Source organism: Ruegeria sp. CJ2 (genome assembly GCF_056536745.1).
On record NZ_JBQFQF010000012.1, the window covers coordinates 41,027 to 54,050 of the forward strand.

At 57.1% G+C, this 13,024-nt stretch carries 14 protein-coding genes; all 14 read right to left on the reverse strand.

Annotation, left to right across the window (positions count from 1 at the left end; translation table 11 throughout):
* Positions 1–2: 2 nt before the first annotated feature.
* The 14 genes from ACR0MS_RS16560 to acuI all read right to left on the reverse strand — a co-directional run bounded on the left by ACR0MS_RS16560 (position 3) and on the right by acuI (position 12,953).
* A complete protein-coding gene (locus ACR0MS_RS16560; RefSeq protein ID WP_480575662.1) occupies positions 3–578 on the reverse strand; it encodes a hypothetical protein in 576 nt (191 codons plus the stop codon).
* The gene (lpxB, locus tag ACR0MS_RS16565; protein WP_480575664.1) at positions 571–1,737 is read right to left on the reverse strand and encodes a lipid-A-disaccharide synthase; all 1,167 of its coding nucleotides are present in this window, start codon (positions 1,735–1,737) and stop codon (positions 571–573) included. Before lpxB ends, ACR0MS_RS16560 begins: the two co-directional genes overlap by 8 nt.
* The gene (locus tag ACR0MS_RS16570; protein ID WP_480575667.1) at positions 1,737–2,531 is read right to left on the reverse strand and encodes an LpxI family protein; all 795 of its coding nucleotides are present in this window, start codon (positions 2,529–2,531) and stop codon (positions 1,737–1,739) included. Before ACR0MS_RS16570 ends, lpxB begins: the two co-directional genes overlap by 1 nt.
* Positions 2,532–2,534: 3 nt before the next feature.
* On the reverse strand, positions 2,535–3,320 hold the full coding sequence (lpxA, locus tag ACR0MS_RS16575; protein ID WP_480575670.1) for an acyl-ACP--UDP-N-acetylglucosamine O-acyltransferase: 786 nt from the start codon (positions 3,318–3,320) through the stop codon (positions 2,535–2,537).
* Positions 3,317–3,790: a 3-hydroxyacyl-ACP dehydratase FabZ gene (gene fabZ, locus ACR0MS_RS16580; protein ID WP_170487568.1), complete on the reverse strand. Its 474-nt coding sequence runs from the start codon at positions 3,788–3,790 to the stop codon at positions 3,317–3,319. Before fabZ ends, lpxA begins: the two co-directional genes overlap by 4 nt.
* 72 nt (positions 3,791–3,862) lie before the next feature.
* Positions 3,863–4,330 carry an OmpH family outer membrane protein gene (locus ACR0MS_RS16585; RefSeq protein WP_480575959.1) on the reverse strand — a complete coding sequence of 156 codons (468 nt, stop codon included), beginning with the start codon at positions 4,328–4,330 and terminating at the stop codon, positions 3,863–3,865.
* A gap of 124 nt (positions 4,331–4,454) precedes the next feature.
* Complete coding sequence (gene bamA / locus ACR0MS_RS16590) at positions 4,455–6,815, reverse strand: outer membrane protein assembly factor BamA (protein WP_480575674.1); 2,361 nt, start codon at positions 6,813–6,815, stop codon at positions 4,455–4,457.
* A gap of 127 nt (positions 6,816–6,942) precedes the next feature.
* Positions 6,943–7,071, reverse strand: coding sequence for a hypothetical protein (locus ACR0MS_RS16595; RefSeq protein WP_480575677.1), 129 nt, complete (start codon positions 7,069–7,071; stop codon positions 6,943–6,945).
* 90 nt (positions 7,072–7,161) lie between these two features.
* Positions 7,162–8,514, reverse strand: coding sequence for an RIP metalloprotease RseP (gene rseP, locus ACR0MS_RS16600; protein WP_480575680.1), 1,353 nt, complete (start codon positions 8,512–8,514; stop codon positions 7,162–7,164).
* 4 nt (positions 8,515–8,518) lie between these two features.
* Positions 8,519–9,691: a 1-deoxy-D-xylulose-5-phosphate reductoisomerase gene (gene dxr, locus ACR0MS_RS16605; protein ID WP_480575683.1), complete on the reverse strand. Its 1,173-nt coding sequence runs from the start codon at positions 9,689–9,691 to the stop codon at positions 8,519–8,521.
* Positions 9,691–10,473: a phosphatidate cytidylyltransferase gene (locus ACR0MS_RS16610; protein ID WP_480575686.1), complete on the reverse strand. Its 783-nt coding sequence runs from the start codon at positions 10,471–10,473 to the stop codon at positions 9,691–9,693. Before ACR0MS_RS16610 ends, dxr begins: the two co-directional genes overlap by 1 nt.
* Positions 10,470–11,201 (reverse strand): isoprenyl transferase, encoded by a 732-nt coding sequence (locus ACR0MS_RS16615; RefSeq protein WP_480575689.1) that lies wholly within the window; start codon positions 11,199–11,201, stop codon positions 10,470–10,472. Before ACR0MS_RS16615 ends, ACR0MS_RS16610 begins: the two co-directional genes overlap by 4 nt.
* Positions 11,202–11,208: 7 nt before the next feature.
* Positions 11,209–11,772, reverse strand: coding sequence for a ribosome recycling factor (gene frr, locus ACR0MS_RS16620; RefSeq protein ID WP_480575692.1), 564 nt, complete (start codon positions 11,770–11,772; stop codon positions 11,209–11,211).
* 185 nt (positions 11,773–11,957) lie between these two features.
* Positions 11,958–12,953: an acryloyl-CoA reductase gene (gene acuI, locus ACR0MS_RS16625; protein WP_480575695.1), complete on the reverse strand. Its 996-nt coding sequence runs from the start codon at positions 12,951–12,953 to the stop codon at positions 11,958–11,960.
* Positions 12,954–13,024 lie beyond the last annotated feature (71 nt).

The window sequence follows — 13,024 nt, forward strand, 5'->3', positions numbered from 1 at the left end:
TATCACAGGGCGTCGGTTGGGCTGTTGATCAGGATATAAAGACCGACGGAAACCATGATGTACGGGGCTATTCTGTCCAGCCGTGCGACGCGCGGGCCAAGTTTTTGCGCGCGGGGCGCCCCCCAGCTTGCCAGTGCGACCAGCCCGGTAAGCGCGACAGCCGCACCGATCAATGCGGTTACTCGGAATGCAGGTGTCGAGTCCGCCAACAAGGGCGTCATGGCCGCAAGCGTGTCGATCGACAGGCTTAAAAACAGGACGACCACCGACGTGACCGCGCCACGCTCGGGTATCTTGCGATCATCTTTGCCTGAAATCTGGTGCCAGATACCGCGCAGGCCAAGCGTCAGGGGCACAATTCCAAGATAGCCGACCCATTGCAGAAAGCTCGTTTGGTCCAGCCCGCTGGCAATAGCGAGCGACAGGGACAGGATCAGAACCTGCGCAACAGCAAAGCCAATAACGGCGCGGGCCGTCTTCATCACCATAACCAGCCCAAACAACATGACGAGGTTGTCCAGGTTGGTGGAAATCGTCACGATCCCGGCTGAGATGGCAAAAAGGATATGTTCAACCATGGTGCGTGGGCAGCCTGTCCAACACCGCGCGTGCCGCACGAAGGCCCGGAGCCTCGCCTCCGCGCCCAAGGCGACTCATCGTCAAGTCCATCGCTGCCTGCTGCGCTTTGGGGTTGGAATAAACTTCGGTCAGCGCCTCAGAGATGCGTTCCGGTGTGCAGTCATCCAGCAGACGTTCCGGGACCGCATGTGTATCAGAGACCAGATTTACGAGGGTGACCGTTTCCAGCTTTACCATCCGTTCGGCTATTTTCTGGGTCAGCCAACTGAGCTTGTAGGCAATGACCATCGGTGTGTTTTGTGCGGCCAATTCCAGTGAAACAGTGCCCGAGGCAGCAAGTGCCAGATCCGCCGATGCAAACGCGGCCCGTTTTTGCGCCACGGCTTGATCTGTGGGCAGGTCGCGCGGATCCACAACCACCGGAGCCCCCGGCCAGTCTTTGACATGTTCCCGGACCGCATCGACCATGTGCGAAACAGTCGGGACAATCACCCGCATGTCCGGGCGATCACGTAGAAAGAGCGCAAGCGCCTGCCCAAATACCGGTGCCAGACGATCAACCTCGCCCCGGCGCGACCCCGGTAGAGCGAGCACCAGAGGAGCATCGCCAAGGTCATAATCCTTACGAAATTCGGCTATATCCTGATCCGAGGCTATCGGCTCATCGGCGACGGGGTGGCCGACAAAATCACACTCCATCCCCGCCCGTTCCATATAGGGGGGTTCAAAGGGTAGCAGCGCCAGAACGTGATCAATGACTTTCGCCATTTTATCCGCGCGCCCGGGTCGCCACGCCCAAACGCTTGGGGCGACGTAATGCACGGTTCTTATGTTACTTTGCGCCTTGACGATTTTGGCAACACGCAGGGAAAAATCCGGGCTGTCGATCGTGATCAGTACATCCGGTTGCGTGTCCAGAACCGCCTGGGCAGTTTCGGCAATGCGACGTTTGAGGTGAAAGAATTTCGGCAGGACCTCGACCAGCCCCATCACCGAAAGTTCCGACATTGGAAAGCGGCTGTGTAACCCCTGAGCCTGCATCAAAGGGCCGCCGACCCCGTCAAACTCAACATCCGAGACAAGGCTGCGCAACCCTTCCATCAACGATCCGCCAAGACGGTCGCCCGAAGGTTCGCCGGCGACCAGAAAGACTCGCATCAGTTGGCCCGCTCGCGGACATAAAGGAACAGGCCAAGGCGGTCGCATTCTTCAATGACACGCGCCTGATCCAACACGATGGCACCGCCTTTTTCGATAACGATACCGGTAAGACCCGCAGCCACAGCGCCAGAGACTGTGTCGGGACCTATTGTTGGAAGATCGGCACGACGGTCCTGATCGGGTTTGGGGGCTTTGAACAGAACACCTCCACCCGCATCGGGGCGTTGGGTCAGCGATTGCAGCATCCAGTCGGTGCCAAAGATGCTTTCGACGGCAAGCGCCTGACCTTTTGATACCGCACAGGCTTGACCGATATCAGCCGTTCCCATTGCGCGCAGAATACCAGCGGCCCGGTCTGCGTCAGCCAAATCGCTGTCCGAGGGATGTGCGGTGGTTAAGCAGCCAAGTTGCGGCAACAACGCCGGTGCGATTTCATGGGCTGCGCGCACCTTCAGACCGGAGTCCTCAAGAATACCGATCACAGCGCGCAGCGCACTATCGTCGCCAGACATCAACGCCTGCTGAATTACTGGCACCAGCGGCATCGTGGCGGCATCAATGCGCGAGGGGTCTATCTGAGGCCGCTTTACAGCACCCGCCATGCAGATTTCGGTGACACCGCGCCCCTTCAGATCGGCAATGAAACTGCCCAGATGCTCCAGTGGGAACACGATATCGGCGGAGAGCCTGTCCGGGGAGAACCCTTCCATCGCGCAAATGATCGGTTTGGTTTCGAGATGGCCAACCACCTCATCCGGCAATGCGCCTGTTCCCGCAATCAGCGCCAGCATGGGTTACTTCCTCGGGGTCAGGAAAGACCGGTCCGTCTGTCCAGTGACGAAATCGACGATCCGTTGCACGTATTCGCTTTCATTCTCAGCACCGACACGCTGTGCACGTTCCATAAAGGTGCCGTCGCCCGTCGACAGTTCTCGGAAAGCCGCGCGCAGGGCCGAGATATCCTCGCGAGAGACACCTTTGCGTTTCAGACCAACCAGGTTCAGCCCGTCCAACTCACCGCGCGGTGCCTGAACCAGCCCATAGGGAATGACGTCGTTTGGCACCATGGTCAGCGCGCCAATGATCGCACCGCGTCCGACACGCACCCACTGATGCAGGCCAGAAATGCCCCCTACGATCACGTCATCTTCGATGATGCAGTGTCCGGCAGCCCCGGCGTGGTTCACCATGATCACGCGGTTGCCGATCTGCACGTCGTGCGCCACGTGCACACCTGCCATCAACAGACAATCATCGCCGATCCGGGTCACGCCGCCGCCACCATCGGTGCCAGTATTTACGGTCACGTGCTCGCGGATTCGATTGCGCTTGCCGATCTCAAGCCGCGTATTCTCGCCGCCAAATTTCAGGTCCTGCGGAATCTCGCCGATCACCGAGAAATTGAAGATGACCGTTTCATCCCCGACCGAAGTCTCGCCGGTCACGACCACATGTGACTTCAGCTCGACCCGGTCGCCCAGAGTGACCTGCGCCCCCACATAACAGAACGGCCCGATAACGCAGTCTTCACCGATCTGCGCACCGTCTTCGATGATTGCGCTTGGGTGAATTCCGCTCATGTCGTTTTTTCCATGTCCCAATCAACATAGGCCGAGAATTCAGCTTCGGCGGCAACCTCTCCCTCAACAGTCGCGCGGCCACTGAACTTGAAAATCTTGCCGCCTTTTTTGCCGCGCACGGTTTCCACATGCATCTCAAGCACGTCGCCCGGCACCACTTTGCGGCGGAATTTGCATTTGTCGATATTCATGAAATAGATCAGCAGCTCGCTGTCGATGACGTCCATGCCCACGCCCAGCATCACACCAGCGGTCTGCGCCATCGCCTCGACAATGGTCACGCCGGGCATGATCGGTGTTCCCGGGAAATGCCCCTGAAAATGCGGCTCGTTCATCGTGACATTCTTGATGCCAACCGCGGACTGATAGCCCGAGATATCGACAACCTTGTCGACCAGAAGAAACGGATAGCGGTGCGGCAATATCCGCTGGATCAGCTGAATGTCTGCGCTCTTGGTTTCCGTACTCATGATGAAGGTGTCCCGTTCTGGATTTCTCTTTCCGGCGTGGTTAGCAACACCGCGACCCAAGGGCAAGCAAACCTATTCGTTCGCCCTGTTTTCGATCGAACTGCCGTCCCCAATTACCGTATCAATCCGGGCAATCGCAGCATCAGTCACGTCGGTGCGGTCCGAGCTCAGAAAAACGCTCGAGCGTTCGATGATGACAGTAGCCCCGGTTTCCCGCAGCAGATCTATAAGTACCGGTTGGATCAATTCAAAAAACGTCTGCTGGGCTTCTTCGCTGCGCCGCGCAAGCGCATCCAGTTTTGCCCGCTGCCCGTCCCGATGAGATTGCACCTTTTCATCGAATGCCTCGGCCAGTGGCCGGAATTCTTCGGGTTGAAGCTCGGCCCGTTGTTCCGTCAGGTCTTTTTCCTCGCGGCTCAGCTCGGCGACAATCCGTTCATTTTCTTCAGCCAACAAGGTGCCTTCTGCCTCGATCTCGCGCAGGACACGTTGGCCAAATGCAGAATCAGCGAACAGGCGTTCACTGGAAATCGTCAACACCGCCGTCTGGGGAATACCCAACTGTTGGGCTTGAGCTACGCTGGCGAGGAAAATCGTCAGAAAAACACACAGGGCCCGAAAAGGGCCCTGTAGTTTTGGAGATAACAAGTTCTTCATCCTCTGGTCAGAATTGCGCCTGAATGGTCAGGTCGAAATTCTGCTCCTGGTCAAAGTCCTCTTTCTTCAGCGCTTTCGAGAAGTTGAACCGCAACGGTCCAAACGGCGTTTCCCAAAGCACCGACACACCGATAACGTGGCGGATTGATCCGTTCGCACCAACGATATCAGCACCGGCCGTGTTCACATCGTCGATGTTGTAGAGGTTACCCACGTCATAGAACACGCCACCACGCAGTCCCAGTTCTTCGGGCAGGCCCAGCGGGAAGTCCGATTCAAACCGGGCGACCCAGTAATAGTTGCCTCCAATCGCATCGTCCTGTCCGTTGGACAGATCGCGCGGGCCAAGACCCGCAGGTTCGAAACCGCGGAACGTGTTCGGACCAAGAACAAACCGGTCAATGGTCCGGCTGAAGTCGTCGCCTCTCCAGTGCAGTGCACCCGCTTCAAACGTGGCGCGCAAGACGACTTCTTCGCTGAGGACACGGGTTTGAGCGATCGCTCTGGCGGTCGATTTGTAGTACTCGTTGTCACCGCCCAGACCGGCGGCATCCAGACCAACTTCAAACAGTACACCAGCATTCGGGTTCAGACCACCAATCCGGCTGTCATACACATAGGATACGCCCAAAGAGCTGGTTGTACGCTTGCCCTGATCAATTTCCGACGAAATCACAGCGCCGTTTACTTCGTCATCCTGCTGCGTCATCTCGCTGCGGTCCCAGCCATAGCGCACGCGCAAGGCAGACAGCTCGCCGATTGAGTAGCTGAGCTGTGGGTTGAAGAAAACCCGCTCGGTGTCATAGCTGGCAAAGCTCGAATTCGTGGATGCAAGGCCCAGACCAAGATCAAAACGCAACCGGCGTCCCAAAAGGTAGGGTTCGGTGAAGTTCAGCGTATATTGCTCGGCATCCTGCGCGGTCGACAGTGTGACACCCAGGTTCTGACCCCGGCCTAGGAAGTTCGATTCATTCAGACCGATCGCAATCCCGAAACCGTCGGAAACCGAGTAGCTACCACCAAGGCTCAGCGAGCCGGTTGGTTGTTCTTCCACATCCACGTCAACGATGACCTGGCTGGCCGTTGAACCTTCACGTGGCTCAACGTCTGCTACCGCAAAGAAGCCGAGTGCGCGGATACGTTCAGCCGCCTGCCGGATTTCGCGCGGGTTGAACGGGTCACCTTCAACGGTATCGAACTGACGGCGAATGACACGGTCCAGTGTCGTGGTGTTGCCTTCAATGTCGATGCGTTCAACAAAGATACGCGGTCCTTTGGTCAGGACGAACTGAACATCCAGCGTCAGGTCGCGCGGGTTACGTGTGACACGCGGTTCAACGCGCAGGAAATCAACACCCTGCTTGATACCCAGGCGCTCCTGACGAGCGATCGAGTTCTCAACCAATGACGGCGAATAAGTCACGCCGGGCTTGATTTTCAACGCCTGCTGATACGGAGCCGCATCGACACCGGGAATTTCGCTGACGGTCGAAATCTTTCCGAACGAGAATTTCTGCCCTTCGGTGATATTCATCACAAGGAAGAACGCATCACGCTCGCGGGTGAATTCCACATTCGCGCTGTTGACGCGGAAGTCGATATACCCGCGCGACAGATAGAAATCGCGGATGACCTGTTTGTCGAATTCGATCCGGTCCGCAATAAATGTGTCCCCCCGCAGGAAAGTCCGCAGGAAATTGGCCTGTTTGGTCTCAAGAACCCGGCGCAGGCGGCGATCGGAATACGCGCGGTTGCCAACAAAGCTGACACGTTCAACCTCGATTGTCGTGCCTTCTGCAATTTCAAAGACAAGATCAACGCGGTTGTCGCTGCGGCGAATGATGCGCGGAATAACGGTGGCCGACACCCTGCCCTGCGCCGAATATATCTCGGCGATCAGATCTGCGTCGGCTTCGGCGACCTGTGGCGTGAATACGCGACGCGGCTGCGACGAGATCGCCTCGATCAGAACGTCATCCTTTACGCGGCGGTTTCCTTCGATGCTGATCTGGTTGATCGTCGGATATTCCTGCACCTCGATCAGCAGCGTGTTTCCGCGCGGGGTCAGTTCAACTGTCTCAAAAACACCACTGTCAAGCAAACGCTGGAAGGCGTCGTTCAATTCTCCGGCAGTCACAGTCTGTCCGGGCTGGATGCCAGTACGGGCAATAATCGTGGATGTTTCGATCCTACGGTTCCCGTCAACGTCGAAGGAATTGATGGTGTAACTCTGCGCCTGTGCGACCTGTGGTGCCGACACTAAACTCACTAAAACAATAAGGGAAAAAATGGATAGCGTTCGCCACAAAATATTGTTTGTCAGCTTCTGCCCCCCGCAGGATGTGCCTGCGCCTCGCCTATCAGTCATATTTTTCTCTACCCAAATTTTCAGGACTTTAAGTTTGAGTAGCGGTATTCAGAAATCTTGTCAAAAGCCCAAAAAGTAAAGCGACCCAGAAGGTCGCCAACTGTTGTTTTTCAGTGGAGTGCAAGAATCACATCGTGATCAAATAAGCGCATCCAAACATCGCTAAAGCGGTCGCGCCGAAGAACAGGATCGAGTCCCAGTTCAACAGGAAAAGAAAGCTAAAGCTCTTGTACGACTTTTGCAGGGCCTGTGTCATGGCATCCTCTGAAACAATCATCCGTTTGCCATAGAGATTACTCTTTAATTGAGGCGGAATTGCGGCCTTTCCGCGCCGACCGCGCCACAATCAGCAGAACAAATCGTTGGATACCGAGAAAAGCATCAGGCCCAAGATCAAGGACACCCCGACTCCCATCAGAACGCGCAGCACACCATCGCTGGGTGGTTTTCCTGCAACCGCTTCATAGGCGTAGAACACCAGATGACCGCCATCCAGAGCCGGGATCGGAAACAGGTTCAAAAGACCAACCGCCGTCGACAGCACCGCGATGAAAAAGATGAAATTCTGCGCGCCCTGGCTTGCCATCGCGCCCGAGGTTTCGGCAATACCAATAGGCCCTGACATGTTGCACGTGCTGATCGCACCCGTAACCATGTGCCAAATTCCGGAAAGAGATCCCTCCACGATCCGCATTGTCTGCCGAACGCCACCGGACAGAGACTCAACGATACCGGCCGGTTCCGTTGCTGGTTCCAGCATCATGCCGCCGACAATCCCGATCCGCCAATGGGTCACGAAACCGCCATCTGGTTGCGGTTCATCGGTTCGACGCGGCGCAAGCGCAAACTCCAGCTCTGCCCCGTCCCGCCAGACATCCAGCAAGAGAACTTTGCCGTCAGAGGCTTCCACGTGATCCTTCAACTGCTCGAACGCAAAGATCGGGTCGCCGTCCACCGCCGTGATGACATCGCCTTGCTTCAGGTTGATATCCATTGCAGCGCTGCGTGGTGCGACCTGCTGGATCAGCGGAGGCATCAGCCAAGGCGCGGATACATCCAATGTCTGACCGTCTCGGACAACCGTATAGTCCAGTACAGGTTCAACGGGCAGCGCCTCCAAAAACTCGGACCACGACGCCTCTTCTCCAAATTCGGGCAGCGGAACGCCGGCAATGGCGATGATCTCATCCCCGTCCCGAAGCTCCTGAACCGTTCCCGGCAAAGGTGAGAGTGTGCCAACCGTCAAAGGCTCTTTCGTCACGCCCTGTGACAGGAAAATCATCCCGAAAACCAGTATGGACATGACGAAATTGAAGACCGGCCCCGCGGCAACCGTCGCGGTACGCGCCCAAAGCGGCGCGCCATGCATCGTTCTGCGCAGCTCTTCCGGGCTTTGCTCGGAAATTTCGGACATGGCGGCTTCGTCCTTGCCCGAGGCAGCATTAGCGTCGCCCAGGAATTTGACATATCCGCCAAAGGGTAAAGCCGCGATCTGCCAACGTGTTCCCCGCTTGTCGACACGGCTCCAGAGGACAGGGCCGAACCCGATCGAGAATATTTCGGCATGGATTCCCGACCACCGGCCCACGATATAGTGGCCGTATTCATGCACCGCCACGATCACCGACAATGCAATGACAAAGGCAATAATGGTGTAAATCAGGTTACCGAATTGAGGGATCAGCGAAAGTACGTCCAAATTTCTATCCTGCGCGTTGGGCTACGGTTTCATCTACCCACTTACGTGCCAGATGGTCCGTTTGCAGCACGTTATCAAGTGTCAAAGGGGCATCAATAAGGCTGCTTTCGGTCTCTGCCCTGTCCAGAATTGTTTCGACGATGTCCGCCATTTCCAGAAAGCCAATCTTGCGGTCGATAAAGTGATCCAGCGCTCGCTCTTTGGCTGCGTTGAAGATTGCCCCTGACAGACCACCGCGTTCCATCACATGGCGCGCAAGCCTCAGGGCCGGGTATCGCGCTTCATCCGGGTCGTGGAACCGAAGTTGACCCAATTTCGCCAGGTTCAATCGTTCAACCGGCAGGTCGCGTCGGTCCGGCCAGTTCAGGGCGTATCCGATGGCATGGCGCATGTCCGGGGCACCCATATGGGCCATGACTGCGCCATCCGAAAATCCGACCAAGGCGTGAACGATGGATTCGGGATGGACCAGCACTTCGATCTGACTTGGCACGACGCCAAAGAATTCTTTTGTCTCAATCAGTTCCAAAGCTTTGTTGAACATCGACGCGCTGTCGATAGTGATCCTCTGGCCCATGTTCCAGTTCGGATGGCTCGAGGCTTGTTCGACTGTCGCACGCGCCAGATCACTGAGGGGCCAGTCGCGGAACGCTCCACCGCTCGCCGTGATAATAATACGTTCGACCGCCTGCATATCCTCGCCGACCAGTGCCTGGAAAACCGCAGAGTGTTCGCTGTCGACCGGTAGAAGCCTTGCGTCATGCTTGCGCGCTGTCTCAAGTACGAGTGCGCCCGCACAGACCAGAGTTTCCTTGTTGGCCAACGCAAGGGTTGCGCCCTGCTTCAGCGCCTCAAGACCTGGGGGAAGGCCAGCCGCTCCGACGATGGCGGACATAACCCAGTCTGTCGGACGCGCGGCGGCCTCAATCAAGGCCTGCGGACCGGCGGCCGCTTCGATCCCGCTGCCTGCCAAAGCGTCGCGAAGGTCGCTCAGCCTGTCTTCGTGGGCTGTTACCGCAATGTCCGCGTTCAAACGGATAGCGTCCTTGGCCAGCTGATCAATGTTGGCACCCCCAGTGAGTGCGACGACATCGTAATCCGACGGGTTCCTGCCAATCAGGTCTATTGTGTTTTGACCAATGGAACCGGTTGCGCCAAAAATTGAGACCTTGCGCATTACATTGCACCCGGAGTGTAAATCAGACCTGCAATCAACACGAACAAGGCCGCGCCCATCATTCCATCGAAGCGGTCCAGAAATCCGCCATGGCCTGGGATCAGGTTGGAACTGTCCTTAACCCCAAATTTCCGCTTGGTGGCGCTTTCAATGATGTCACCGGCCTGACTCGCCATCGAAGCCAGTACTGACACCAGCACAAACAAGACACCAAACCCCGCATAGGCGGCGAATATCGTCCCGACCAACGCAGCGGCAACCCAGCCCCCAGCCGTGCCCGACCAGGTTTTCTTGGGGCTGACCTTCGGCCAGAATTTGGGGCCGCCAAAGGCTTTGCCAACGAAATAACCCGCGACATCTGTCGCCACCACGACGGCAATCAGCCAGACCATCCAGCCAAAGCCCATGTTTTCGCGGATAGAGATGAACCCAAGGCCTGCAGCGGCGATCCAAATCGCAAACAGCGCATAGGTCCCCTTGGCGCGGCTGATCTGCCCTGCCCCAACAAGGGCCGGTGCCAGCAGGAACGGCAGCTTGTAAAGCGGCGGCACGTGGTAGCTTAGGACAACGGCAATACCCGTCAGAATGGACAATTGTACAGCGACCGCGGTTCGATCCGGGTCGATCATCCGGACCAGTTCCCACGTCATCAGACCACAGGCTATCGCGATAAAGCTTTCGAACCAGAGCCCACCCAGCCAAACTTCGACCGAGCCAATAGCGACAAGAACTGCTGCCGACAGGACGCGCGCCGTCAGGTCAGACCATCGGCCTTCGCTCATGCTGAAATTGCTCCGAACCGGCGCTCTCGCGTCCCGAAATTGCGGCACAGCTTTTCGAGTTCTTCGGCAGTGAAGTCAGGCCACAGCGTGTCGATGAACTCATATTCCGAATAAGCGGACTGCCACAAAAGGAAATTGGAAATCCGCGCTTCACCGCTTGTGCGGATAACAAGGTCAGGGTCTGGAAGAACATGTGTATCCAGATACTTGGGCAGGGTTTCTTCATCCACGTCTTCCGGTTTCAGACGCCCTTCGGCGACATCCTTTGCCAGACGTTTCGTAGCCCGCGCGACCTCATCCCGGCCGCCATAGTTGATGGCAATGGTCAGGTGCACCAGATCATTGTTCTTGGTGGCGTCTTCCAGAGTGTCCATCAGGTCGATGAGCTTTCGATCCAGACGAACACGATCCCCGATAAACCGAACACGCACCCCGTTGTTGGTAAGATTGCGGGTTTCCTTGATGATATAGCGCCTAAACAGGCTCATGAGACCGGCAACTTCGGCCTGTGTGCGTTTCCAGTTTTCCGTCGAAAACGCAAAGACTGTCAGATATTTGATTCCCAGTCCCGGACACGCCTCGACTACATCACGCACGCGGCGCGCGCCGGCCTGATGCCCGAACAGACGCGGCCTGCCCCGTGCCTGGGCCCAACGGCCATTGCCATCCATGATTATGGCGACGTGGCGGGGACCATCCACTGGCGCTGTATGAGCGGTGTCGGGCATAGTGGTGTCAAACCTGCATGATTTCGGACTGTTTCGTCTCAAGCGCGGTGTCGACGGACTTGATCATCTCGTCGGTCAGGTCCTGAACTTCACTTTCCCAGAATTTCTGGTCGTCTTCAGACATCCCGTCAGCTTTGGCTTTCTTGATCTGGTCCATACCGTCACGGCGCACATTACGGATCGAGACCCGGGCATGTTCTGCATATTGTCCCGCGACCTTGCCAAGTTCGCGACGGCGTTCCTCGTTCAGTTCGGGAATCGGCAGCATAATGATCGTGCCGTTTAATTGAGGGTTGATCCCCAACCCGCTTTCCCGAATGGCCTTTTCGACTTTGCCAACCAGACCTTTGTCCCACACGTTCACCGTGACCATGCGGGGTTCGGGAACATTGACCGTGCCAACCTGATTGATTGGGGTCATCGAGCCATAGGCGTCAACCATGACCGGCTCCAGCATCGAAGCTGACGCGCGACCGGTTCGCAGCGACGCGAACTCGGTTCTGAGGTTGGACATGGCGCCTTCCATGCGGCGCTTCAGATCGTCAGTGTCCAGTTCGAAATCGTCAGACATGCTGCTCACTCCCCGTCTTCAGGTGCTATTTGCTAGGCTCATAAGACATCACGGTTGGGATGTATAGCAATGATGATGGGGAAATGCGTCAATGACCAGAGTTGTTTCCGGCATTTTCGAGTTCTTCAAAGGGCAAAAAGACCGACCAGTCGACAGACTGTCCGGTCCAAAGGAAGAGTTCCGGATCAGGCGTTTACGTCGACTACCACGCGCCCCTTGACCTGCCCTTTGAGGATATCCGCCCCCAATTGTGGCAGGTCATTCAGCGTGGCAAGCTGAATCATCGCATCAAGCTTGTCCATCGGCAGATCAGTGGCCACTCTTTGCCACGCACGCACGCGGTTATCATAGGGCTGCATCACACTGTCGATGCCCAAAAGGTTTACCCCCCGCAACAGGAACGGAATGACCGAGGCTGGCAATCCTGCCCCCCCAGCCAAACCAACAGCCGCGACGGAGGCGCCGTATTTCATCTGGCCCAGAACGCGCGCCAGCATCTCGCCGCCGACCGCGTCGATACATCCCGCCCATGTTTCGCTTTCCAGGGGGCGCTTAACAGTCTCGTTCAGGTCTTCCCGAGGAACGATGGTGGTCGCGCCCAGCGACTTCAGATACTCGCCCGCTTCGGGGCGCCCGGTGACGGCTGCGACCTCATAACCGAGATTGGCCAGAATTGCGGTGGCAACAGATCCAACACCACCAGCAGCACCGGTTACCAAAACAGGCCCTTGGTTGGGTGTCAGACCGTGGTCTTCCAGCGCCATCACGGACAGCATGGCGGTAAATCCGGCAGTACCGACCGCCATCGCCTGTCGAGTGTTCAACCCTTCGGGCAAGGGCACTAGCCAGTCCGCCAAAGCGCTGGCCTTTTGCGCATAGCCGCCCCAATGGGCTTCGCCGACCCGCCAGCCGGTTGAAACCACCTTGTCACCGGGTTTATAGCGGTCGTCTGTCGAAGATTCGACCGTACCGCTATAATCGACACCGGGCACGTGGGGGTAGTTTCTGACCAGTCCGCCGCCTTTGGGCGACATGCACAAACCGTCCTTGTAGTTCACGGTCGAATACTCAACCGCGACCGTCACCTCACCATGCGGCAGGTCTTCTTGCGAAAGCTGCTTGACCGAGGCACTCGCCAGCCCGCTTTCCTCATCCTTATCCATCACCAGCGCATTGAACATCAAAACCTTCCTTTCATCTCCTGGTGCCAGGCCCCGTTCTTCACCTGGCAAAAAATATCTCGGGGGAGTCG

What these genes read in the sequence shown, in the direction of transcription:
- ACR0MS_RS16560 (WP_480575662.1), bottom strand. Translation starts at nt 578, where the DNA reads ATGGTTGAACATATCCTTTTTGCCATCTCAGCCGGGATCGTGACGATT.
- lpxB (WP_480575664.1), bottom strand. Translation starts at nt 1,737, where the DNA reads ATGCGAGTCTTTCTGGTCGCCGGCGAACCTTCGGGCGACCGTCTTGGC.
- ACR0MS_RS16570 (WP_480575667.1), bottom strand. Translation starts at nt 2,531, where the DNA reads ATGCTGGCGCTGATTGCGGGAACAGGCGCATTGCCGGATGAGGTGGTT.
- lpxA (WP_480575670.1), bottom strand. Translation starts at nt 3,320, where the DNA reads ATGAGCGGAATTCACCCAAGCGCAATCATCGAAGACGGTGCGCAGATC.
- fabZ (WP_170487568.1), bottom strand. Translation starts at nt 3,790, where the DNA reads ATGAGTACGGAAACCAAGAGCGCAGACATTCAGCTGATCCAGCGGATA.
- bamA (WP_480575674.1), bottom strand. Translation starts at nt 6,815, where the DNA reads ATGACTGATAGGCGAGGCGCAGGCACATCCTGCGGGGGGCAGAAGCTG.
- ACR0MS_RS16595 (WP_480575677.1), bottom strand. Translation starts at nt 7,071, where the DNA reads ATGACACAGGCCCTGCAAAAGTCGTACAAGAGCTTTAGCTTTCTTTTC.
- dxr (WP_480575683.1), bottom strand. Translation starts at nt 9,691, where the DNA reads ATGCGCAAGGTCTCAATTTTTGGCGCAACCGGTTCCATTGGTCAAAAC.
- ACR0MS_RS16610 (WP_480575686.1), bottom strand. Translation starts at nt 10,473, where the DNA reads ATGAGCGAAGGCCGATGGTCTGACCTGACGGCGCGCGTCCTGTCGGCA.
- ACR0MS_RS16615 (WP_480575689.1), bottom strand. Translation starts at nt 11,201, where the DNA reads ATGCCCGACACCGCTCATACAGCGCCAGTGGATGGTCCCCGCCACGTC.
- frr (WP_480575692.1), bottom strand. Translation starts at nt 11,772, where the DNA reads ATGTCTGACGATTTCGAACTGGACACTGACGATCTGAAGCGCCGCATG.
- acuI (WP_480575695.1), bottom strand. Translation starts at nt 12,953, where the DNA reads ATGTTCAATGCGCTGGTGATGGATAAGGATGAGGAAAGCGGGCTGGCG.